This is a genomic window from Rubripirellula lacrimiformis (assembly GCF_007741535.1).
Lineage (GTDB): Bacteria > Planctomycetota > Planctomycetia > Pirellulales > Pirellulaceae > Rubripirellula > Rubripirellula lacrimiformis.
Genome location: NZ_CP036525.1, coordinates 2,282,899 through 2,307,282, shown reverse-complemented (window position 1 = coordinate 2,307,282; position 24,384 = coordinate 2,282,899). Strand labels below are relative to the sequence as shown.

Sequence of the window (24,384 nt, the reverse complement as noted above, 5' to 3'; positions counted from 1 at the left end):
GTTTTTTCAAACACCCACCCCTCGAACATCCGTGATCCTTCCAAGAACCGGTTTGTTTCCGCTGGCCGACTAGCTGTTGCTCAATTCGGCTTCGCTATTTTCTTCGCTCTCTCCATCGGCATCGGCATCCGCTTCGGATGCGTCATGTTCCAACGGTTCGGCGTAACCGCCTGCGGCCAAAACTTTGTGTTTGATCTCGTCGCGGATATCGACGTTTTCGATCAGGAAGTTACGTGCCTTTTCCTTGCCTTGCCCCAAGTACGTTTCACCGTACTTGAACCATGCACCCGCACGATTGACGACCTTGTGAGTCGTTCCCAAGTCCAGCAGGTCACCCTCGAAACTGATCCCGTTGTTGTGCATCATGTCGAATTCGGCGATGCGGAAAGGGGGTGCGACCTTGTTCTTGACGATCTTCGCTTTAACACGCTGACCGACCTGTTCGTCGCCGTCTTTCAGAGCACCGATACGGCGGACGTCGATTCGGCAGGAGCAATAGAACTTCAACGCCCGTCCGCCCGGAGTGGTTTCCGGACTGCCGAACATCACACCGACCTTTTCGCGAATCTGGTTGATGAAGATCACCGTACACTTGCTCTTGGAAATCGCACCGGTCAACTTCCGCATCGACTGGCTCATCAAACGAGCTTGCAGACCGACGTGGCTGTCGCCGATTTCACCTTCGAGTTCCTTCTTGGGAACCAGTGCGGCCACACTGTCGATGATGATGACGTCGACAGCGTTACTTTTGACCAACATTTCGCAAATCTGCATGGCCTCTTCGCCGCTGCTGGGCTGGCTGACCAACAAGGTGTCCAGATCCACGCCCAACTTCTTTGCCCAACTAGGATCAAAGGCGTGCTCGGCATCGATGATGGCCGCGATCCCACCCATCTTCTGAGCCTCCGCACCGATGTGCAGCGCCAAGGTGGTTTTACCACTGGATTCTGGACCGAAAACTTCGACCATCCGACCGCGTGGCACCCCTTGGCCCCCCAGAGCCATGTCCAACGATAGGCTTCCCGTTGGAATCCCTTCGATGTCCAGGTGATGCGACGCCCCCAACGGCATGATCGCACCGTCACCGAAGGCCTTGTCGATCTGTTCTAGCGTCGTTTGCAAACCAGGTTCACGAGCCAAAATCTCCTTCAAACTAGGATCAATCTTGCTCTTGCCGGTTGCTGCTTTTTTCTTGGCTGCCATTCCCTCGTCCCCTTATTCCCGATAAATCGTTGGAAGTCGCCACATCCGGCCAAATCGATACGACTAGCCAGTCAGTGAACGTGTTTATAGTACCGCTAACGCAGGGCATCGGCAACTCAAAGTGACGACTGTTTTCCCCTGACACTCTTAGTATCTGACCGAGCTTTGACAAGTCTGGTCAATCACCGAAATCAAATCCAAAATTCGATGGGTCAGGGCGAAACGGGATCGAACAGCCCGTGATCGCTGGGCAGCGGCAATCGCCCGTGCCTGGTCACGCGATCAAGTTCCGCATAGCGAATCGCCACCAACTCGCTAAGCGATTCAAAGACGTCCTTGGCCGTCTGTTCGACGATCTTGTCGACCATTGCATCGTCGACCCTTTGGCTCGACGAGACGTCTTGCAGGACCACCGAATTGGCACGCAATCGTTTTCGAAAGCTGTCTCTGAAACGAGGGTCGCTAGAGATTCGGACATGGTCAAATTCGTGCTGCACCAACGGGTTGTCCCAAAAGGAATCGGTTTCGGGTAACCGCCGAAACCAGATCACATGATGGACGCCCCAGCGGATATCGCGAAACTGGATTCGCACCGTCAACTGGCCCCCCCGCAGATCCCACTTTGCATTGCTGCGAAAGTGATACTCAATTCGATATCGGGTTTCCGCCGACACGCGTGGACCATTGGCCGATTCCAGCGATTGGTCGCGATCCCCACTTTCAAAGGTGACCGCACCTTGTTCGATCAGCGTCCCTAAATCCGCAGGTGGCGTTGGCAGCGAAGAAATCGCCAGCGGTGACGGCTTAGCAATATCGGCCGAATCTTGCCCCCAAACCGCACCGGAGACGCAGGCCGCCACCCCAATGAAGACCGCCACCCAACAACCAAGCGATCGGCACCTTGTCGACCAACCGATTTGGAACGCCCAACCCGATAGCCGCCCTTTACATACCGCACCGGCGTCTGCTATCGGTAAAGCGTCCGGAGCATCGCTACGGTGTTGTCGGGCATCCGCTGGATCTGCCTGACTCACGCGTTTAAAAGGGAAAGACGATGACATCTTGGGTTTCCATGGCGTCACTTTTACTAGTCGGTCTCGCTGCCGGCTCGCCGCACCCCACCGGATCAGACCCGGCCGCGGTTCATCAAGAAGTTGACTTGATCGAACTGAACCACTTTGTCGACGGCGACGGCCGTGAAGTGTTTCGCCAAGTCATATTCTATGATTGGTCGAATCAGCACCACCGTTTCCACGTTCGCGCTTGGCGGCTGATCAAAAACGAAAACCAGGTTCCCAAGCGGCGATGGAACCCTGATTGCCACCAGTGTACGTGGCATGACAATGGCCTGCTACGACAGGTGTCAGCCCCCAAGATGCGCGAAACCTGGACCCAGCAAGACCCGGAACGTGTCAACCGAAAACTGCTGCCCGAAGATCAACGAATCCCGTTGTTCCCAATCCGCACCGCCAGCCAACGACAATCCGAAAACCGTTAGCAACCGGGCGCATGTTCCTGGTCGATCGCCAACGCAACAAGCTATCGCCCCCCCCTGGCGCATCAATCCGGGCGCATCAATCCGGGCGCATCGTTCGTATTCGTACTCAGCATCCATTCGCGTGCGATTGCCCAAGGCTGCGAGTGACGCAAATCCATCGACCGTCGAAGAACACCTAACGGATGATGTTCGACGGCTCGGTGTGTGGGACCTGGCCGCACGAGATTCGAGATTCGAGATTCGAGTTCGAGTTCGAGTTCGAGTTCGAGTTCGAGTTCGAGTTCGAGTTCGAGTTCGAGTTCGAGTTCGAGTTCGAGTTCGAGAAAAAGTACAGAAGCTTCTACCGCGAAGTGCGGGGCTTTCCTGGACTAGCTTTTAACGGGGCCCATCATGCGGTCAAAGAAATCGCGGGTGTGGTCCAACATGTCGTCGTAAGGAATCGCTTCGACATCTTCCCCGATCAATTCGACTTCCATTGGTCCATCGTACCCGTGGCGCGATAGAGTTTCGAAGATCGTTCGCAGGGGCACTGAACCTTCGCCCAACAGGCAACGATTCATTTCTCCGATCGGCGAGTGCTTGCCGTCCCCGAACTGCACCAGGTGCAGGTGGGGAATGACATCGGGCAACCATCGGACCACTTCTTCGTCCATGCCAACATGGTAAGTGTCCAAAACCAATCCCAAGTTCGGGCTGGCAACCTGTTCGATGATATCTAGCGTGGATTGCAAATCGTTGACGAACGACCACTCGTCGCCGCAACCAGGATGAATCGGTTCAATCGACAACCGAACGCCAAAGTCCTCGGCCACCGCTGCGATCTCCTGCAACGCTTCACAGAAGGTTCGTTTGACGTGATTTCGAATGTGGTTGTTACGGCCTCCGGCAAGCACGATCAAGGTATCGGCCCGCAGGTTAGCAGCGTCACGCACCGCAGCGATCGCATCGATCACCGCATCGTCCACCGTCCGACCATCACTGCCGGTGAATCCACCGACCCACGACAACGACGTGACCGACAGCGACGCCTCTGCTAACAGTTCGATCGTACGATCCAACCCGTAATCTTCTAGCTTCGGTCGCCAGACACCGATCCCTGAGAATCCTCGCGCCGAGTACGCCGCAGCGTCCTCTTCAAAGCTCCAACGCAACGTAGATAGCTGACTGATGGCAAGCGTATTCATCCGTGGGCTTGGTCTCAACCGAAGAGAATCGTGGGGGATTAGGAAGACGCTGAACAAGACCAGGCAGTATCGGCACAGCGACTGCCGTTGTAAAGACAGATCGCCATGACTTTCTCTTCAACTTTGAACAATCGTCGCATCTACAATGCCAGCAACTGACCCTCTGCCCCCCCATGCCACTTACTTCATGTGCGGCAAGCGACGGCCCTGGTTCTTGGCCGTATTCAGCTGATCGCTCAATTGTTCAGGCGTCAATGGAACGATCGCGATCGTCATCAATGACTGGGGATCGATTTCGCTGCTCGCTTTGCGTTTCGCAAGCTGTTCGACCTCTTCCTCCAAGCTATCAAGCCACGCCGGCACGTCCAAACCAGCCCCCGTGGGGTGTCGGGTCAACAACTCGGATTCTTGTTCCAACAATTCAAAGGCGTGACTTGCGACTCCGCTTTCGGCATCTCGCATCGCCGGGCCAATCAGCGCTCGCATGCGATCGATCGTCATCGGTTGGATGAAACGTTCGTTGATACGATCGGCGACCGTCGGCATTCGCATCGCATAGGTCTGTTGCAACTGTCGCAACTTGTTGACGTACACATCCGCTTCGCTGCCAATTCGTTCGTTCAAACTTTCTCGCCACAACAGTGCGGCATCATCCAAACCGCTTCGCACCAAAACTTCATGCGCCCACATCACTGGTTTCAGGTTCCATGCAATCCGTTCATAACGAACACGCAGACGCAGGAAGTCCAGGAACATGTAGACCAAATCACCACGATCACTTTGCGTTGTGGTGCTGTTGTAATCCAGATACTCGGCGTGGTGGTCGATCAACGTTTCGTAGACCAGCGTGATCGGACGCTCGACATCCTTGATCTGTACAACGCCATTTTCCAAGTCCTGGAACAGCTGCGTCTCGCTAAAGTGCGCCTCGCCTTCCGCAACCGCTCGCTGCAACCATTCCCCCACACCCTGATGCAAAATCGCTCGCACGTTTCCTAACTGCAAGAACGTTTGCGTGAACATCGGGTCGCCATACTTTTTGACGAACCCCACAAGCATGTCCCATTTGCGCGGATCAGCGACCGTTTCCAGTGGCGACAAGCGGAGCGTTTGGCTGTGTGCCAACCAACTGGCCAACAAGGTTTCGGTCAACCGTTCCATCAACGGGATCAACGCATCGGCGATCTCGGTTTCGCTTTGGCTCTTCAGTCGCTGTGGTCCATCCACACTATGGCGTGTCGATTCAACCAACGATGCAACCAAGGAACGGAACCCAGCCTGGAACAGACTGTCGAATTCAGTGACCGCACCGATACCGATCGGGTTCTGCTGTTCCATTTGCCGCGCGGTTTCAACCAACCGGCACGTTTCGCTAATCAGTCCACGTCGCGGCAGCCAGTGCATCAGGTGACGCAGCACCCGTTGACGCAATCGTGCGACATAGATTTTGACGGGATCACCGCCGCGTGACAGCGGGATGTAAAGAAGATTCTTGTCTCGAATCGCTTCCAAGAAACCGGGGAACAACGCCCGCGCTTTGACTTGGTCACTTGCGATCAACGCGGCAAACATCTGAACCGCTTGCGCATCGTCTTCGGCCATCGCTTCGTCTTCATTCGGCATGCACTCGCCGGTGCGATCCGCGATCGCCGAGATTACGCCGCTGATCAACCGACGCGCATCCGACATCTCGACCGCGGTGCCGATGATCCGTTCCATCAGCGAATCACGAAGCACCCTTCGTCGGTCATAAGACCGCATCGAATCTTTGTCACTGCCAGCCGGTGCGATCCCAAAGCCGCGAACAGCATCCAGCAGTTCCAACAACCCAATTCGATTCTCTCGCGCTCGCTTGGCCCAACCCTGCAACGATTCCCAACGGTTCCGGAAATCGTCGCGATTGTGATCCGTCACCGCGACGTCGGCTGCGACCGCCCACATGCGTGCCAGCGATTGCAGAAAATCCAGATGCTCGATCAGCCGCTTCGATTCGTATTCCAGTTCATCGCCGCTGCTTTCATCGCCGAATTCAAAGATCGCACCTTCGACACCGTCATCGGTGGTGTCGCGATAGGTGACCCCTTCGTACGCGGCGTCGAACAATCCGTCATCGTCGTCGGTGGAACCATCCGGGTCGTCGTCCATCGCCGTCAGTTCGAGGTCCCAGTCACGGCGGCGAGGCTTCGCTTTGCCAAGATTGAATTGTGGCGCCGACCAATACTCTTCCGCATTGGCTTCCAGATAGTCAAAGAACTTGCGGACCAAGGGCCAGACGTCGCTGGTATCGCCTGGATCGATCTGGTCAATCGACGGCTCACCATACTCTTGTTTCGTTTCCGTCGACGCACGCAGCTTCAACAGCCAACGCTCGGCCAATCGCGGCAGAGAACTGCCACCGGATCGCAGCCCGACATGCTCGGCATTGCTAAGCCAATGAACCAGCAGCGCCATCCCAGGAACAAAATCCTGTCGTTCCAACAACGCCTGAATGACCAGCGAATAGGCGCGTGGCGAATCGAACAGATCAGCGTGTGGTGCCCAAAAGGCAACGTCGCCTGCCGCTGCACCACCTTGGTGCCACAGTCGCAGAGCCTGCGCGACCAACTTGGCCGAATCGTAAGATTCCAACGGGTCCACGGCCTCGATCGATTCAACCGTGTGCGCCGCGTAGGTCCGCCACCATTCGGCGATCTCGCGATAGCGGCATTCCATTTCGTCATAGACGACCTGATTGTTCTGCGCCGCCGCTTCGCTCCAGACCCTGGCGATGTAACCGAACAATTGCTCGGTCAGGTACACCAGATTGTCGACGCGTGAATCATGGACTCCGCTTTCCGGCCCCGGATACAGACTGAAATTAGCGCCGAACCCCAAGATGTCCCAAGGGTCGATCAACGCACCACAGTCGATACCACGCTTGATGAAATCAAACGCTTGTCCAGGAACCTTGACGGCTTCGTCCAGGTCACCGCAGCGCAGCCGACGAAGCCCCAATGTCATCACACAGTCGATACGGCACATCATCCGCGCGGACGTCGCCGAAACTGTATCGGTTTGACGCTTCGCTGCGTCGGGGTACCCCATGCGAGCGTAAAGACGGGCCAGACCAACGTGTTGCAATTGAGCCGCACGCCGCTGCGCAAGCGCCGCGTTGAGGTGTTGCCGAACAGCACCAAACGGTTGGTGGCGAAGATGTTGTTCTTCGACCAATCGCTTGCCGTGTTTGCCACGGATGCGTGACAACCGATCCAAATAGTAGGCATCGCGATAGGCGGCGATGGGCTTCATCAGTGACCCCAGCGTGATGTCGCTGGAATAGGCCCCGGGGCCCCAACCACTGATCCCTGACGCCATCAGAATCGTGCCCGCCAAGACCGTCGCAGCCTCCACGATCAATTCATCGCGGTCCAGATCCTGTTCGTCGTCCAGTCGGTGCAGCAGGGCATCCAACGTTACCTGGCGAACGACGAATCGGTTGTAGTATCCGTCGTTGCCGATCGAACGTTCGTCCCATCCACCAAAGTGATAATTGGGGCGTCGATTGACCGGATGATCAAAATCATACGCACGTGGATCCAGCGAAAGTTCGTCCAGTCGATCGGGGTCAAACGAGGCTGCCCTTAAGATCGACGGGTCGGTTTGCCGAAGCGCATCCAGGGCACGCTGAATCACTTCCTGATAGGGCCCCGCCGAAACTCCGGCACCGGCCATGTACAGCGGCACCGGACACGTAAATTCGTGGCGATACGGATGACATTGGCGGTTTTCCAACATCGCGACCGGTCGGTAGCCGACAAAATCGTCTAGTTGATCGATCGCGGCTTGAACCACCTGTGCGTCGTCACCATCGATGCCCACCGACAGGATCGCATCGGCGGCACGCGCCATAAAGAAACCGTTGAACAACAGTTCGGGCGCTTGGTGGAACAGCAGATCGCGGTGAAAGTCCAGGTACGCTGGCAGCAGATCGCTCCACAGCAACTTCACCGCCCGCGTCGCCTGATGGGTATCACGAAAGGCGGGCTGTTCATCCGACATCCGCGCCAGTGTCTGCGAGACCCAGTCCTGAACCACCAGCCAAGCGGGCATCCCGGACAACGGATCCCCCTGAGTCGCCACCTGGTAAACTTCGTTCCAGGCGGCGCGAGTGGCAGCATCGGAAACCCCGGATGCAAAATTCAAATAACCAGCCAGACGACGCAATGCATCGGAAAGAACTTCTGGTGGCTCGGTAGTCGACATCGTGCAGGAGTGGGGGTGCTGCCGGCGGGAATTAGAGGCAATGCAGTCGCGATGGCACAAAACCATCACGACGTGGTCGGAACTACTTCTTGGCCTTCTTTGCCTTTTTCTTCGTCACTTTTTTCTTGGTGACCTTCTTGGCAGATTTCGTGACGGCGACCTTTGCCTTGGCGACCGATTGGGTCGCCTTCTTGACGGCCTTTTTGGTCGTCACTGGCTTCTTGGTTGCTGAAGTGGCCGTGGCCGACTTCTTCTTGCTCTTGGCGGTCTTCTTGGTGGTCGTCTTCTTGCTGACAACCGTTTTCTTGTTGGCCGTCTTTCCGGCAGCCTTCTTCGTTGGCTTGCCGAACGCGGAATCCCATCCGCTTGAATACGCGTCGTTGGTCCCTACTCGCAGAATCGTCATAGATCGTTTCTAGGTGTTGTTAAAGTACAGAAAACAGGTGTCACGGCGTCGGCCCACGGACGAAGACTGCCCCAGGCCGCACGTGCCGAATGAAATGCCTAACCGGCGTGAATGCTCTTGTATCGCGACTTGGAAACCGCTTCCTCGTCATCAGGGTTCAAACCCATCCGTTCGCGAAGGTTGCGTTCATAGGTGTCGAAGTTGCCTTCGCACCAAGTCAGTTTGCCATCGCCTTCGAACGCTAGGATATGGGTCGCCAAACGATCCAGGAACCAGCGGTCGTGCGAGGTCACGACTACGCAACCGGCAAAGTTGGCAATCGCTTCTTCGAGCGAACGCAGCGTGTCAACGTCCAAGTCATTGGTCGGTTCGTCCAGCAGCAGAACATTGCAACCACTGCGAAGCAACTTCGCCAGGTGCACACGGTTCCGTTCACCACCGGACAGGATGCCAACCTTCTTCTCTTGGTCGGGGCCCTTAAAATTGAACTTCGAAACATAAGATCGAGCGTTGACGTTGCGTCCGCCCAACACGATCGTTTCGGTGCCACCACTGATTTCTTGGAACACGGTCTTGCCGGCATCCAAAGAATCGCGACTTTGATCGACGTAGCCCAAATCGACGGTGTCGCCGACTTTGAACGATCCCGCATCGGGTTCTTCTTGGCCGGTCAGCATTTTGAACAGTGTCGTTTTGCCGGCGCCATTGGGGCCGATCACACCGACGATCCCGCCCGGTGGCAAACGGAACGACAGGTTTTCCATCAACACGCGATCGCCGTAGCCCTTTTTGATCTCTTTGGCTTCGATCACCAAATCGCCGAGGTGACGTCCCGGCGGAATTTGGATTTCCAATTCGCCGTTCTGCTCGTCGTACTTCTGTGCCGACATTTCTTCGTAGGCTTTGATCCGCGCCTTGCTCTTGGTCTGCCGAGCCTTGGGGCTCATGCGGATCCATTCCAATTCGCGTGACAACATCCGGTCTCGCGCCTTGGCTTGACGCTTTTCAATCTGCATCCGTTTTTCGCGAGCTTCCAACCAGGCGGTGTAGTTGCCTTCGAACGGGATGCCCTGGCCACGGTCGATTTCTAGAATCCACTGCGCGACGTTGTCCAAGAAATAACGGTCGTGCGTCACCGCAACGACGGTTCCGGGATACTTGGCCAAGTGTTGCTCCAACCAAGAAACGCTTTCAGCATCCAAGTGGTTGGTCGGTTCGTCCAACAGCAACAAGTCGGGCTGGCGAATCAACAACTGGCACAGTGCGATTCGACGCTTTTCACCGCCCGAGAGGTTTTTGACACTGGAATCGGCAGGCGGCAGGTTCATCACAGCCATCGACATTTCGACGTGCCGATCCAATTCCCACAGGTTGGCCGCGTCGATCGTGTCCTGCAACTTTGCCATCTCGTCGCAAAGCTTTTGCATTTCATCGTCGTCGGTCACTTCGCCCAACAGCACGCTGATTTCGTTGTACCGATCCAAAATCGCTTGCCGTTCTTTCACGGCTTCTTGAACGTTTTCGAAAACCGTTTTGGTTTCGTCCAACGGCGGTTCTTGTTCCAGATACCCGACGGTCGCGTCTTTGGCCAAGCGTGCGACGCCTTCGAATTCCGTATCTTTGCCGGCCATGATCTTCATCAACGTCGACTTACCGGCACCGTTGGGTCCGAGCACGCCGATCTTGGCACCGGGATAGAAAGCCAAACAAACGTCGTCCAAGACCACCTTTTGGCCGTGCTTCTTGACGAGGTTTTCGACTTGGTAGATGTAATGACGTGACATAAGAAAATAGAAAAAAAGGTTCTAGAGTTTTAGATAGTTTTGATCAGTGAAACACAAACAAACAATGCACAGCAGTCAATCAGTCATCGAGGAAAGATCAACCCGCCGCCGGCAATCGCATTCCAGATTCCGAGCAATCCCAAACGGTGGTCGATCGTCCATGGACAACGTCCGGCGTCCGCTCGGGCTTTCCCATCGGTCCTCGGGCGGTGCTCGGGTCGGATCCGTGCGTCGGCCCCCAGCATGCAGGTTTGTCCTGTGTGATGCCGGTGCCCCCCCGACTGCCGCATCATTCCCATTCGATGGTGGCGGGCGGTTTGCTGCTGATGTCGTAGCAAACGCGGTTCACTCCTTTTACTTCGTTGATGATCCGCGAACTCATGCGAGCCAGCAGATCGTATGGCAAGCGACTCCAATCGGCTGTCATAAAATCGTTGGTGTCGACGCTGCGAATCGCCACCGCGTTTTCGTAGGTTCTGGCATCGCCCATCACGCCGACACTTTGCACAGGCAACAGAACGGCAAACGATTGGCTGGTGTCACGATAAAGCCCGGCCTTTTCGATTTCTTCGACCACAATCGCATCGGCTTCACGCAGAACCACCAACTTGTCGCGAGTCACCTCGCCCAGGCAACGCACCGCCAAGCCCGGTCCCGGGAAAGGATGACGCCAAACCAGTGATTCGGGTAGTCCCAATTCCAAACCGAGGCGACGAACTTCGTCCTTGAACAGATCCCGCAGCGGTTCAATCAGCTCGAAACCCAATTCGGCGGGCAGCCCACCGACGTTGTGGTGCAGCTTGATCGTGGCAGCCGGGCCGTCCGGATCCGCACCGCTTTCGATCACGTCGGGGTACAGCGTGCCCTGTGCCAAGAAATGAGCATCTTTGATCGTCAGCGCTTCTTGCTTGAAACACTCGATAAAATCGGAACCGATCCGGCGGCGTTTTTCCTGCGGTTCGCTCACCCCCGCCAACGACGCCAAGAAACGATCTTCGGCTTGGACCACTCGCAGATCGGCTTTGAAGTGGTTGGTGAATTCGTCGATCACCAACTGTTGTTCGTTTTTGCGTAGCAGGCCGTTATCGACCAGGATGCACGACAATTGGGGACCGATCGCTTTGTAAAGCAGCGCCGCCACCACGGACGAATCGACACCCCCGCTAAGACCACAGATCACGCGTCGATTGCCGACCTGTTCCCGAACACGCTGGATGACGGCATCGGCAAAGTCGCCGAGTTTCCAAGATGGCTCGCAGCCGCAGACGCCCACCACAAAGTTCTCCAGCAACTTTCCGCCCAGCGGCGTATGAGTCACTTCGGGGTGAAACTGGATTCCGAACACCGGCAGACTGCGGTGACGGATCGCGGCGTACGGACAGGTTGGCGTCGAAGCCAACGTTTCGAACGTATCGCTGATCGAACTGACCTGATCCCCGTGGCTCATCCAAACATCGATTTCATCCGGCAGATCACCGAACAATCCTTCGTGTTGGCTGATTTTGCATTTTGCCGGGCCGTATTCGCGTGAAGGGGCGTTGTCGACCTTTCCGCCCAACGCTTCGCAGGTCAACTGCATCCCGTAACAGATGCCCAAGACGGGGATCCCCAGCTTGAACAGCTCGGGATCGCACTTCGGCGCTCCGTCGGCATACACGCTGGACGGACCACCCGACAGGATGATCCCCTTGGGCGCCAGTTCGGCCAACCGCTGGGCGGTGATGTCGTGCCGGAGGATCTGGCAGTAGACATTCTGATCGCGCACCCGACGGGCAATCAGTTGGGCGTACTGGGAACCGAAGTCGAGAACAACGATACGTTGGCCCGTCAATTCTTCCGGTGGACCGTCGCTTAGATTCGCCTCTGCGGCATCAGTTGATTTCATGAAGGCGTCGTGTGCGTGGCATCAGGTGTCGCGGGATGGAATCACGAAGTGTAGAAAATGCGAGTGAATTTCTAAAGGGGCTCTATGCGAAGTCGTCTGGATACTTCGCTTCGAGGGCCTAACGGGACCGCCAAGAATCCTGTACCACCATTGCGGGATTCCGCGCCCGATATCCCGCCGAACAGTTGCACGACGGGGCAAACCCAAAGGAAAACAATGCGTATTTTGCTGACAAATGACGATGGAGTGTTCGCACCGGGGATTGCGGCGCTGGAGCAACAATTGCGGCACCTGGGCGAAGTGGTGGTGGTTGCACCGGCCACCGAACAGTCCGGGGTTGGCCACGCAATCACGTTCTTGACACCGCTAACGTGCAAATCGATGCGGAAAGACGGCCGGCACTGGGCCTGGGCCGTGGACGGGTCTCCGGCGGATTGTGTAAAGCTAGCGATCGGCGAACTGTTCAAGGACAATCCGGTCGACTTGGTGGTCTCCGGAATCAACAGCGGGCTGAACTCCGGCATCAACGTGCTGTACAGCGGTACGGTCGCGGCCGCCATCGAAGGAGCGTTTTTTGGGGTCACCAGCGTCGCGGTGTCGCTGGAATACGACGAAGACGCGGATTACCAATCCGCCGCCGTGATCGCCAAAAACGTCGTCCGGGGCCTGATTGACCAACCCGAGGCCAAGGGGCGACTGTTCAATTTGAACGTCCCGACGGCCGCGACGCTTTCGCCCAAAGACGTCGAAGTGGTCCCGATGGGGCTGGCCCAATACGGCCGCAGCTACGAAAAACGCGCCGATCCCCAGGGCCGGCCTTATTACTGGGCCCAATGGAGCGAACCAGAAACGCCACCGCCGGAAGACGCGGACGTCAGCCAATTGGCGGCGGGCAACTGCACCCTGACACCGCTGCAATTCGATTTGACCGAGCGTCGGCTGCTGGAATCGATGCGAAACTGGGGGCTAAAAGGGTAGCCCTATCGGGGTGAAACCCCTTTCGATTTCGCCCCGATCCCATTACTCTTTCGCCAACAACATCCCTTCTAAATCTAAGCGTGAGTGAACCTGCTGATGAGCGTTGCATCGACCGACATCCAAAAACTTGCCGTCGACACCATCCGCACCCTCAGCATGGACGCGGTACAAACGGCCAACAGCGGCCACCCAGGCACGCCGATGGCCCTGGCGCCAATCGCGTACCAGCTGTTCAACCACGAAATGAACTACGATCCGTCCCAGCCGCACTGGCCTGGCCGCGATCGTTTTGTTCTGTCCTGCGGCCACGCTTCGATGCTGCTGTACAGCACGCTGTACTTGGCGGGCGTCAAAGCCGTCGACGATGCGGGCAATCCAACCGACAAGCTGTCGATCACCCTGGAAGACATCAAGAACTTCCGTCAAATCGGCAGCGTCTGTGCCGGACACCCGGAATACGCCGAAGCCGCTGGTATCGAAACCACCACCGGCCCCTTGGGCGCAGGCGTCAGCAACAGCGTGGGCATGGCAATGGCCGAAAAATGGCTGGCTGCCAACTACAACACCGACGACCTGACCCTGTTTGATTACAACGTCTACGCCCTGTGCAGCGACGGCGACATGATGGAAGGCATCGCCTGCGAAGCCGCCTCGATCGCCGGCCACCTGCAACTAGACAACCTGTGCTGGCTGTACGACGACAACAACATCACCATCGAAGGTGATACAGACTTGGCGTTCAGCGAAGACATGGCCACCAAGTTCAAAGGCCTGGGCTGGAACGTCGTCACCGTCACCGACGCCAACGACCGAGAAGCGGTCAGCAAAGCCGTTGCCAACTTCCACGCCTGCACCGACAAACCGACGCTGATCATCGTCAAAAGCATCATCGGTTACGGTGCCCCCCACAAACAAAACACGCACGGCGCCCACGGGGCACCGCTGGGTTGGGACGAAATCGCCTTGGCCAAAGAAGCCTACGGGCTGCCCGCCGACAAGAAATTCTATGTTCCCGACGGCGTGATCGAGCACTTTGCCGACAACCTGGGCAAACGCGGATCGGAAGCCTTCGCGAAGTGGTCGGAAGTATGGTCCAAGTACCAATCGGCCCACCCGGCCAAAGCCGCTGAACTGAAATCGGTCTTCGCTGGCGAATTGCCACAAGGTTGGGACCAAGACATTCCTGTCTTCGATGCATGCGAAAAGGGCGACGCGACCCGCAACAGTGGCGGCAAAGTCTTGAACGCCATCGCCAAGAACGTTCCGTTCATGATCGGTGGATCAGCCGACTTGGCACCGAGCAACAAATCGGATCTGAAGTTTGATGGTGCTGGCGATTTCCTGACCAACCATTACGGCGGACGCAACCTGCACTTCGGCATCCGCGAACACGCCATGGCCGGCATCACGAACGGTTTGTCGCTGACCGGACTGAAGTCCTACTGTGCGACGTTCTTTGTGTTCACCGACTACATGCGTGGTGCGATGCGATTGGCCAGCATCATGCACCAACCGGTCATCTATATCCTGACCCACGATTCGATCGGTGTCGGCGAAGATGGCCCGACGCACCAACCGGTGGAACACCTGACCGCTTGCCGATCGATCCCCGGCTTGTACGTATTCCGTCCGGGCGACGCCAACGAAGTATCCGAGTGCTATCGCGCGGCGATGGGCCTGACGACGCACCCGTCGGCATTCGTGCTGTCGCGCCAGAACATGCCAACGCTGGACCGCACCAAGTACAACGCAGCGTCCGGATGTGCCAAGGGCGGCTACGTGTTGCAAGATTGCGACGGCACCCCCGACGTGATCCTGATGGGCAGCGGCAGCGAACTTTGCATGTGCGTCGAAGCCGCCGACACACTGACCGCCGAAGGCAAGAAGGTCCGTATCGTCAGCATGCCTTGCATGGACCTATTCGCCGACCAAAGCCAAGCCTATCGCGACGAAGTCCTGCCACCATCGGTCACCAACCGAGTGGCGATCGAAGCCGGCATCCGAATGTCATGGGATCGCTGGATCGGTTCCAACGGCAAGTTTGTCGGCATGAGCGGGTTTGGTGCTAGCGGCCCATTCGACCAAGTCTACGCCCACTTTGGCATCAACGCCGAAGCAGTCGCCAAAGCTGCCAAGGCGTAACGCGGCTTCGCGTTTCGGGACGTCGATCGAACGACGGAAGCCTTGCAGTGGGATTCGCCAGAATCCCCTGCGGGAGCAGGACTTCTGGCGAAGCCCAGTTCGCCAGAATTGAGATCGAATCCCCCCTTAGCCAGCCAATGATGGATTTTTCATGCATCGACTCGCGCTGCACTGGCAGATACTCATTGGCATGGTCGCCGGAACCCTGCTGGGCGTCTTTCTGAATCTGTTCGCGTCCACTCGCGACGTGAACGTCACCACGGACCTGCCGCCCGGAATCACTTCGGCGGCGATCAACGACACGTCCGACCGCACGACGATCAAGTACATCGGCGACGAAGGCGATCCAGTCATCCGCACCGTCGATCCACTGTCCCGTGACGAAACCACGTTTCGGACGATCGACGAACTGGCCAAGACCGATGCCGCCGCGGCAAAGATTTATTACCAGCACGGGCAAAGCACCGCCAAACGATGGGGCGGTTGGTTCAAGAAAATCGGCGGGCTGTTCCTGCGGATGCTACAGATGGTGGCCGTGCCGCTGATCATCACGTCGCTATTGACCGGGATCCTTGGCCTGGGCGGCGCCAACGGTGTCGGACGAATGTTCCGCCGAACGCTGCTGTACTACGTCTGCACCAGCATGCTGGCGATCATCACGGGATTGTTGGTCGTCAACATCATCCGACCAGGCTTGGCCGGCGACGCTGTACCGGTCGCCCCCACAGAGGCCCACGAAGCAACATCGCTTGGCGAGATCCTGTTCCAACAGCTCGAAGCGATGATCCCTAGCAACCCGCTGGGCGCGCTGACCGAACCAAACTTCCTTTCCATCATCGCGTTCACGATCGCATTCGGTTTGTTCACGCTATCGGTTGGCGGCGAAACCAGCCGGCGAATCGAAGCGGCTGCCAAAGCGGGCTTCGAAGTCATGATGGCGATGACCACCGCCATCATCAAACTGGCCCCGATCGGAGTCCTGTTCCTGATTGCCTACGTAACCGCGACCCAAGGTCCAGGCGTTTTCAAATCACTTGGATGGTACGTCCTGGCCGTCACGATCGCGCTCGCTATCCACGCCTGCATCACGCTGCCACTGATCCTAAAGTTTGTCGCCAAGCGAAGCCCGATCCAGTACGCCAAGGCAATGTCGCCGGCCCTGCTGACCGCGTTCAGCAGCGCCAGCAGCAACGGCACTTTGCCGCTGACCATGTCCAGCGTCGAAAACCGCGCAGGCGTTAGCAACAAGACAGGATCCTTCGTGCTACCGCTCGGTGCGACCATCAACATGGACGGCACCGCACTCTACGAAGCCGTTGCGGTGCTATTCATCGCCCAACTGCACTTCGGGCATAACCTGCCGCTGACCCAGCAGATCATCGTGGCGATGACCGCGCTGCTAGCCAGTGTCGGTGCCGCCGGAATCCCTCATGCCGGGCTAGTGATGATGGTCATCATCCTGCACGCCGTCGGACTACCGGTCGAAATGCAAGGCATCATCCTGGCCGTGGACCGAGTCCTGGACATGGCTCGCACCAGCGTCAACGTGTGGAGCGATTCTTGTGGATGCGCCGTCGTCGAGCGACTGGAAAACGCATAGCCCAGCCGATCGCGAATCGTCTTCGGTCGGGGGCTCCATCGCACCGGCCGGGATGCGACGCAGGAAAAAAGTTCGAGTTCGAGTTCGAGTTCGAGTTCGAGTTCGAGTTCGAGTTCGAGTCTAAGTCTTCGCTCGTACTCGTGCTCCTTCTCAACCCGCAGTTCCGCATCCCAAGCAATGCAAAACACTCGAACGAGGCGTGACGGTTCTCGGGCTACCGATCGCGAGGAGGAATTCTGGCGAATCCCACGACGGGCAACCGAGCAACCCCGGTCGCTGGTTCTGACACCGCGGCCTAGAACAATCGATTGATGCCGTTCAACGCGGCCACACGATAGGCCTCGGCCATCGTGGGATAGTTGAACGTCGTCTCGACAAAGTAGGTCAACGTGTTTTGGGCGCCCGGCTGAACCATGATCGCTTGACCAATGTGGACGATCTCCGATGCATTGGCACCGAAGCAGTGCACGCCCAAGATTTCCAACGTTTCCCGATGGAACAGAATCTTCAGCATGCCAACCGTTTGGCCGGTGATCTGTGCACGTGCGAGACTTTTGAACTGGGCCTGACCGACTTCGTAGGGCACACACGCTTCGGTCAATTCACGCTCGGTCTTGCCGACGCTGCTGATTTCCGGGCTGGTGTAGATTCCCGTCGGGATGTCATGCAATCGCAAATTCCCGTCGGCTTGGCCAAGGATGTGCATACCGGCAGCACGCCCCTGTGTGTACGCCGCACTGGCCAACGATGGCACACCGATCACATCGCCAACGGCGTAAATGTTGGGCACCACGGTTTGAAAGTGCTCGTCGACTTGGATTTGGCCGCGGTTGTTGGCGACGACTTCCAAGTTCTGTAGCCCCAGATCGTCGGTGTTGCCGCTGCGTCCGTTAGCCCACAACAGGATGTCGGTCTTGACCCGTTTGCCGCTCTTCAACTGCAGCACCACGCCATCGTCTTCGCCGGTGATCGATTCCATCATTTCATTGTGGCGAATGATCACGCCCTGGTCGCGCAGATGATACGAGATCGCATCGATGATTTCGTCGTCCAGGAACTCCAGCAACTTGCTTCGTGTATTGATCAAATTGACCTTGATCCCCAGATTCCGAAACATCGATGCATATTCGACGCCGATCACACCGGCCCCGTAGATGCACATCGAAATCGGTTTCTGATCCAGATCTAGGATCGTATCGCTGTCGAAAATACGAGCATGGTCGAAATCGACTCCCGCAGGCCGGTACGGGCGTGACCCGGTGGCAATGACCAGAGTTTCCGCCGTGATCGGTTCGTCGCCATCGATCGAAACCGAGTGTTCATCGACGAAACGGGCGTGCCCGCGGTAGATTGGGACATTATTACGGTCATAAAACGACTGACGCATGGTGACTTGGCGGCCGATAATCGCCTGGGTTCCACGTTTCAGCTGTTCTAGGCTGGGTGTGGTCGTGATCCCCATTTCGCGAAGCGCTGGATTTTTCAGGGCGGTCATCGTCGAGGTGATCGCGTACCGCAGGGCCTTGCTGGGGATCGTCCCCCAATGGGTACACCCGCCGCCAATTTCACGATAGGTTTCAGCTACGGCAACACTCATCCCGTGTTTGGCACATTGCATGGCGGCACCTTCGCCGCCGGGCCCGGTACCGATCACAAACAGGTCGTAGTCGTACTTTTTCTTGCTCATAATGTCTCGCTTGAACTTTCGTACCAATCCCAAGAGTCTGTTTTACGATGAAGATTGCCTGCGTCCAGACTGATGTTGTCTTCGCCGATATCGCTGCCAACGTCGCACGCGTTCTAAAATGGATGGAACTGGCAGGCCGCGCCAATGCGGATCTGGTGGTATTCCCCGAATGCATGCTATGCGGTTATGGCTACGAAGATCGCCAGGAAGCCGCCCAACAGGCCCTGTCCATGGACAGTCCCGTTTTCGCCTCGATCGCGCAATCCGCCGCGGAACACCAGTTGAACGTCACGCTCGGCTTTCTTGAAGCCGACGGGGATCGCTTATTCAATTCATCCGCCCTGATTGGCCCTAAGGGCGTCGTCGGCAACTATCGCAAAATCCACCTTCCGCACATCGGTGTCGATCGATTCGTCGATCGCGGCGACATCCCGTACCGCACCCTGGCCGCGCGCGAAGCCAACGTGGGACTGGCGATCTGTTACGACAGCTCGTTTCCCGAACCGATCCGAATCCTGGGGCTCGAAGGCGCCGACGTGATCGCGCTTGGCACCAATTGGCCGGTGACAGCGTCGCGAACCGCCGAAATCGTGCCAGCCGCTCGCAGCATGGAAAACCACTTGTTCTTCGTTGCCGCCAACCGCGTGGGAACCGAGCGGGGATTCGAGTTCTGCGGCATGAGTTCGATTTGCGGCCCCGATGGTGTCGTCTTGGTGGCCAGCCCCGACGCCGAGGAAACTATGCTGATGGCCGATATCGACCTGGCAGAAGCTCGCAACAAACGCATCGAACGCACCGCCGGCAAACACGTCATCCACCGCATGAACGATCGGCGCCCCGAATTCTACGATCGCATTTCGCAACCCAACGACTCGGCGACCTGATCACGAACTCTTTTCGCTGCGTTCACAAAATCGATCGACGCCAATTCGTCCCATGACACCGCCTTGGGATATCCGTCGTGGATGATCTGGCAAAGTCGATCGTGCAGCTCCGGCGTCCAGCGACTGGCCGGCGACATCGCGTCCACATCCTCAGGCTGCATCGGAACACGCAGCCGCAAACAGGCCGGTCCGCCACCACCGGCCATGCTTTGCCCCAGATCCACAAACTGGACCCGCGAAATCAGCCCCTCCGATTGCCAGCGATCCACCAACCCTCTGGCTGCCGCAGATCGATCCACCTGGACCGGGCAAATCATCACCGGCGGCGCGTCATCGGCGCCCACCGAAACGACCTGGCTGTTGAACAAATAGGTCGCAATCGCTTCGTCCATGGTCAACTGGTCGTCGGCCACCTGGACACGCACCACCGGTCGACCGGTCACTTCGACACAACGGCGATCCAGCAACTCCATCGCCGCGTCGTTGTCCGCAAACGCGAATTGGTGGTGGATCATCAGATCATGATGACTGATCGCCACCACGTCGTTGTGAAACGCACCAGCATCGATGGCACGCGGATGCTGTTTCAGAAAGACAGCGTGCCCCGCAGACCGCTGCGGCCGATCCCATTGATGGCGACGATCAATCGCTTGGAACGACGCCAGCGTTTGACGCGGCATGAAATTTTGCGGCAACGGATCCTGGTCCCCATACACAAAGACATCCACAAACTCCGGTGCATCCACATGTCCCAGACGCATGTGATTGGCAGCACCCTCGTCACGCATCGCCGCCCCGCCCATCAGAGGCGAGTGAACTCGCACTGACGATGGCAAGATCGCACGCAGGTCAGCTTCGGTCTGCTGCCATTCGATACATCGGTGCAGACTGGAACTCAGGTTCGCGATCGACACATCGGTGCCCCAGCGATCGCCATCGTTGCCGACCGTTACCGTCGCTGCGTTGGCCGTCCACATCGCTGACGAACTGCTCGCCGCAGACAGCAATTCGGGCGACCGATCCCGCGCATCACGAAGCACGTCGCGGTCGCTGCCCGCAAAGCCAAGCGATCGCAGCAGCGTCCAATCGGGACGCTGCTGGGGCGGCAGAACCCACTGCGGCACGCCCAGGCTGGCCACCAGTTTCATCTTTTCCAGCCCTTGGATTGCTGCGGCGGCCGGGTTGGAAACCTGACCCGAGTGAGACTTGGACGCCAAGTTGCCAACCCCCAGCCCGCCAAAATGGTGCGTGGGGCCGACCAATCGATCGATCTGAACTTCAACCAAACTCATTCCACCACGCTCCAAGGATCATCCGCCGACGGTGCGGGCCGCTGCAGAGATGCCACCGGGTCACTACAGAAATCGATGGCGTAGTATCCCGCCGGGCGATGGTTGCCGCTATCACCCAACCCACCGAAGGGCAGGGCACCGGCGGCGCCCGTGGTCGGCCCGTTCCAATTGACTACCCCCGCACCGACCTGATCGACGAACCGCTGGAAGACGTCTTCGCTGCCACCCAACAAGGCGGCCGACAGACCGTAGGGAGTGCTCGCCGCTAACGAGAATGCTCGGTCTAGGTTGCCAGTTCGCTGGACCACCAAGATCGGACCGAACCATTCCATTTCCCCGAGCGTCGCCTCGGCAGATTCGGGAATTCCGGTCGCATCCAGAATGACCGGGTGCACCAGCGCAGGATTCCGATCGCTGGCCTGCCAGGGGATCAATGGACTGCACCCCAGATCCAACAACGTCTGATACGTCTCGCGAAGCGAAGTGGCGGCGGCCGCCGAAATCAACGGACCGACGTGCGCCGCCGGACTGTCATCGCATAGCCCAACTCGCATCTGTGTGGTGCGATCCACTAATGCCTGGATCTGCTGATCGCCCAAGCGGCCTTCGACAAAGAACGCTCGGCGAGCACAAGTGCATCGCTGACCGGCGGACACGAAAGCTGAAAACGAAACCAATCCGGCAACCACTCGGGGATCCGCCGACGGGTCGATCACAACCGGATTGTTACCGCCTAGTTCCAACGCCAACAACACACCGGGACGCCCCGACAGCTGACGATGGATCGCGCGCCCGGCGGCGCGACTGCCCGTTAGGAAAACGCCGTTGACGTGTGGCGAATCGATCGCGGCCACCGCCGTTTCGACCCCACCGACGATCATCTGCAGAACATGGTCGGGAAGCCCGGCCCGCTTCCACGCCTGAACCATCCACTGGCCGACGGCAGTCGCCTGTTCGCTGGGTTTGAAAACCACCGCGTTTCCGGCCAGCAAAGCCGGAATGATCTGACCACCGGGAAGGTGCAGCGGGAAATTGAATGGCCCCAACACCAAGGCGACCCCCAGCGGTCGATAGCGAACGATCCGCCGCACCGGCCCCGATCCATCATCGACCTGTTGTTGGCTGCGGCGCTGCTGCCACGCAGCGATCGAAAGCTCTGCCTTGGCAATCGACGCGGAAACCTCGCCAGCGGAATCCCACGGCAATTTTCCGACCTCGCCGGAAATCAGGTCACGAATCTTGTCGCGATCCTCGGCAAGGATTTCACCATATCGCCGGACAATTTGGATCCGCTGATCGACGGGATGACGTCGCCAAAGGTCTGCCGCAACTCCCGCCTGACGCATCACTTCGGCGATTTGGCCCCAATCGGTCACGTCGCCGGCGAACAAGGGCTGGCCGGTCCGCGAGTCAAAACTAGAAATACTGGTGCACATTATTTTACCACTTGCCACGTCCTGATAGACAAACGTGACCTAGGTTTCAATTAGATGGGACGCTCTGGCGAGCGATACACCCTCGTAAACTATGCCTCGGAGTCTACAAAGATGAAACGTAATAAGAAAAGCGGATTCTCGCTTCTCGAAGTCATTGCCGCAGTCGTCATTCTAGCTGTTGTCGCGGCTGCAACGGTTGCAACGGTTGCCCCCATGCGTGCCAAGAGCGAAGACAAGCTACAAGATCAAGAAGTCGCCACGCTGAACGCGATGGCCCAAACCTATTACCTGGAAACGGGCAAGTACCCCTCCAGCGCTTCGACACTGGGCACCGCCGGCTACCTGCCGTACACCACCACCATCGAGCGAAATCGCGTTTCCGCGATGCGTAACAAATACACTTACACCGCGACCACGGGTGTGTTCGCCAAGAAGTAGATCCTGATGCTCCATGCACCTGCATCCTGATCAAAGCGAACAGCATTTGACTCCGTTAGTCCGCTCGGAAGACGCCGCAACCAATCCAGGGCTGTGGCTACTTTCAGCGGACTTTCGTCATTCATGCCTGACCTGGTTTTTCCCATGCTGATACATCCTTGCCGACGCAACTCTGCTGGCCGCCGCACCGCGGGCGTCACCCTGATCGAAACGATCATGGTGGTCACCTTGCTGGCAATGGCGACCGCTGCCGGTTCGTTCATGCTGGACGGAAATTGGCAGGGACGACGAAACGCCACCGACGCTACCCAACAGGTTCACGCAACCCTTAGCGCCGCCCGCAACACGGCCATCGTCAATCAGACCAATGTTCAAGTGCGCCGGTTCATCCAAAGCGGCGTTCAATGGCTGGCGGTCACCGAGGAACCAGGACCGCTACGCGACGGAAAAAAATGGGAAATGGAAATCGGTGACACGACCACGATTGACGGTTCGGCATCCGATATTTGGTTCAAAGCAACCGGGACCGCCAACCGCGGCATCGAATGGAAAATTCGCGATGGAGATTCCGCCGGACTCGTCGTCGTGACCCCGGTCGATGGCAACATCACCCAGAAACTTCCCTAGGCACCCGATGACACCTCAGCCCAGACATCCAATGATTCGCCATCGCCGCCAGCCCCAAATCGGGGCGACGCTGATCGATGTTGCCATTGGGTCGATGATGCTTTCGTTGTTGCTGATCCCATCGATGAAATGGATCGGCCACTCGCAATCGCTGAACCAACGACTGGAAGATCGCGACGCGATCCTTTTCGAAGCCGAAGAACTGATCGAAACACTGAAGGTCAAACTTTCGGATCCAACCTCCTTTGCCGATGCCTACAACCGATCAATCGACGAAATCATCAAAGTATCGTCCAACGGCACCAAGACTTATCTGGCTAGGTATCAAGTCGATCCGGACAAAACGTTACCAAAGACTCCACTGTTGACCATTCAAGTCACGGTTTGGTTCGACGCCGATCGCGATGCTGTGCTGGATTCGAACGAGACAAGCGAATCACTTCAAACACAATGGGCCGCACCATGACACCGTGCAATGACCAACGCGTCCCTGTCGTCCTTCGTCGCACCTCCGGCGACGCATCCCCGCGGCAAAACCTCCGTCGCGGCATCAGCCTGATCGAAGTCATCGCGTGCACTGCGATCGTGACGGTCATGGTGGTGCCGATCGCCAGTGTGATTCGCGCCTCTGGACAATCCATCGCACGATCGAAAACGCTGTCCACCGACGGCACCCTGCGATCGGGAATCCGCTGGATCCGAGACATGATTCACGATGGCCAAGTCGTCGATGTGGGGTCCAGAAACATCACCCTGATCCAAGCATCCGGCGACAAAGCAGAGTTCGTCGTCAGCGGGAACACTCTGATCTTGACCGACGGACGAACCAAAACCGTTTTGCTAGAAAACGTCGAAAGCTTTGAAACATCCCTACTAAAGCAATCCGAATCGCCCGGTCGTGCAACCGGCATCTCCATCCGATTGCAGGGCAAATCGCCGTCGACCGGAAAAGCATTTGATTACCGATCCATGATTTCCCTGCCAAACCAGGCTTAGCCTTGGCGTTTGCCGGTTATCGAAAGTTTTGACAACTTTCGCTACGGGATTCGCGGACTCAGCGACGGCGACGGACCGAACGTCCACCTGCGATTGGCATTT

At 57.5% G+C, this 24,384-nt stretch carries 19 protein-coding genes; 9 read left to right on the top strand and 10 right to left on the bottom strand.

What is annotated here, in order from left to right:
• Positions 1-69 precede the first annotated feature (69 nt).
• Together recA and K227x_RS08230 are read right to left on the bottom strand one after the other, a co-directional pair.
• The gene (gene recA / locus K227x_RS08235; RefSeq protein WP_145169071.1) at positions 70-1,203 is read right to left on the bottom strand and encodes a recombinase RecA; all 1,134 of its coding nucleotides are present in this window, start codon (positions 1,201-1,203) and stop codon (positions 70-72) included.
• Between the two features lie 212 nt (positions 1,204-1,415).
• Positions 1,416-2,081 carry a hypothetical protein gene (locus K227x_RS08230; RefSeq protein WP_145169070.1) on the bottom strand — a complete coding sequence of 222 codons (666 nt, stop codon included), beginning with the start codon at positions 2,079-2,081 and terminating at the stop codon, positions 1,416-1,418.
• A gap of 176 nt (positions 2,082-2,257) precedes the next feature.
• Here K227x_RS08230 and K227x_RS08225 point away from each other — a divergent pair, with 176 nt between their 5' ends.
• The gene (locus tag K227x_RS08225) at positions 2,258-2,701 is read left to right on the top strand and encodes a hypothetical protein (protein ID WP_246146672.1); all 444 of its coding nucleotides are present in this window, start codon (positions 2,258-2,260) and stop codon (positions 2,699-2,701) included.
• 368 nt (positions 2,702-3,069) lie between these two features.
• Here the strand turns inward: K227x_RS08225 and K227x_RS08220 are convergent, their stop codons facing one another.
• The 5 genes from K227x_RS08220 to guaA form a co-directional block, all read right to left on the bottom strand.
• Positions 3,070-3,885, bottom strand: coding sequence for a sugar phosphate isomerase/epimerase family protein (locus K227x_RS08220; RefSeq protein WP_145169068.1), 816 nt, complete (start codon positions 3,883-3,885; stop codon positions 3,070-3,072).
• Positions 3,886-4,065: 180 nt separating this feature from the next.
• Positions 4,066-8,127: a hypothetical protein gene (locus K227x_RS08215; protein WP_145169067.1), complete on the bottom strand. Its 4,062-nt coding sequence runs from the start codon at positions 8,125-8,127 to the stop codon at positions 4,066-4,068.
• 82 nt (positions 8,128-8,209) lie between these two features.
• Entirely contained in the window at positions 8,210-8,533 is a 324-nt protein-coding gene (locus K227x_RS08210) for a hypothetical protein (protein WP_145169066.1), read from the bottom strand.
• 98 nt (positions 8,534-8,631) lie between these two features.
• Positions 8,632-10,317 carry an energy-dependent translational throttle protein EttA gene (ettA, locus tag K227x_RS08205; RefSeq protein ID WP_145169065.1) on the bottom strand — a complete coding sequence of 562 codons (1,686 nt, stop codon included), beginning with the start codon at positions 10,315-10,317 and terminating at the stop codon, positions 8,632-8,634.
• Positions 10,318-10,606: 289 nt separating this feature from the next.
• On the bottom strand, positions 10,607-12,202 hold the full coding sequence (gene guaA, locus K227x_RS08200) for a glutamine-hydrolyzing GMP synthase (protein WP_145169064.1): 1,596 nt from the start codon (positions 12,200-12,202) through the stop codon (positions 10,607-10,609).
• Positions 12,203-12,418: 216 nt separating this feature from the next.
• Here guaA and surE point away from each other — a divergent pair, with 216 nt between their 5' ends.
• From surE to K227x_RS08185, 3 genes are all read left to right on the top strand, one after another.
• Positions 12,419-13,180: a 5'/3'-nucleotidase SurE gene (gene surE / locus K227x_RS08195; protein WP_145169063.1), complete on the top strand. Its 762-nt coding sequence runs from the start codon at positions 12,419-12,421 to the stop codon at positions 13,178-13,180.
• Between the two features lie 96 nt (positions 13,181-13,276).
• Positions 13,277-15,322, top strand: coding sequence for a transketolase (tkt, locus tag K227x_RS08190; RefSeq protein ID WP_246146671.1), 2,046 nt, complete (start codon positions 13,277-13,279; stop codon positions 15,320-15,322).
• A 151-nt stretch (positions 15,323-15,473) separates the two neighbouring features.
• The gene (locus K227x_RS08185; protein ID WP_145169062.1) at positions 15,474-16,922 is read left to right on the top strand and encodes a dicarboxylate/amino acid:cation symporter; all 1,449 of its coding nucleotides are present in this window, start codon (positions 15,474-15,476) and stop codon (positions 16,920-16,922) included.
• A 295-nt stretch (positions 16,923-17,217) separates the two neighbouring features.
• Here K227x_RS08185 and sthA read toward each other — a convergent pair whose 3' ends face one another.
• Entirely contained in the window at positions 17,218-18,609 is a 1,392-nt protein-coding gene (gene sthA, locus K227x_RS08180; protein ID WP_145169061.1) for a Si-specific NAD(P)(+) transhydrogenase, read from the bottom strand.
• A gap of 47 nt (positions 18,610-18,656) precedes the next feature.
• On the opposite strand from sthA, the gene K227x_RS08175 reads away from it, so the two are divergent.
• On the top strand, positions 18,657-19,493 hold the full coding sequence (locus K227x_RS08175) for a carbon-nitrogen hydrolase family protein (protein WP_145169060.1): 837 nt from the start codon (positions 18,657-18,659) through the stop codon (positions 19,491-19,493).
• Here K227x_RS08175 and K227x_RS08170 read toward each other — a convergent pair.
• Both K227x_RS08170 and K227x_RS08165 read right to left on the bottom strand, forming a co-directional pair.
• Positions 19,454-20,785, bottom strand: a complete 1,332-nt coding sequence (locus K227x_RS08170; protein WP_145169059.1) for an N-succinylarginine dihydrolase — start codon at positions 20,783-20,785, stop codon at positions 19,454-19,456. The genes K227x_RS08175 and K227x_RS08170 overlap by 40 nt on opposite strands.
• Positions 20,782-22,221: an aldehyde dehydrogenase family protein gene (locus K227x_RS08165; protein ID WP_145169058.1), complete on the bottom strand. Its 1,440-nt coding sequence runs from the start codon at positions 22,219-22,221 to the stop codon at positions 20,782-20,784. Before K227x_RS08165 ends, K227x_RS08170 begins: the two co-directional genes overlap by 4 nt.
• 111 nt (positions 22,222-22,332) lie before the next feature.
• Here K227x_RS08165 and K227x_RS08160 point away from each other — a divergent pair, with 111 nt between their 5' ends.
• From K227x_RS08160 to K227x_RS08145, 4 genes are all read left to right on the top strand, one after another.
• Positions 22,333-22,659: a prepilin-type N-terminal cleavage/methylation domain-containing protein gene (locus K227x_RS08160; protein WP_145169057.1), complete on the top strand. Its 327-nt coding sequence runs from the start codon at positions 22,333-22,335 to the stop codon at positions 22,657-22,659.
• A 144-nt stretch (positions 22,660-22,803) separates the two neighbouring features.
• Positions 22,804-23,286, top strand: a complete 483-nt coding sequence (locus K227x_RS08155; RefSeq protein WP_218933859.1) for a pilus assembly FimT family protein — start codon at positions 22,804-22,806, stop codon at positions 23,284-23,286.
• A gap of 31 nt (positions 23,287-23,317) precedes the next feature.
• On the top strand, positions 23,318-23,752 hold the full coding sequence (locus K227x_RS08150) for a hypothetical protein (protein WP_145169055.1): 435 nt from the start codon (positions 23,318-23,320) through the stop codon (positions 23,750-23,752).
• Entirely contained in the window at positions 23,749-24,282 is a 534-nt protein-coding gene (locus tag K227x_RS08145) for a hypothetical protein (RefSeq protein WP_145169054.1), read from the top strand. The genes K227x_RS08150 and K227x_RS08145 overlap by 4 nt, the downstream gene beginning before the upstream one ends.
• The last annotated feature ends 102 nt before the right edge of the window (positions 24,283-24,384 follow it).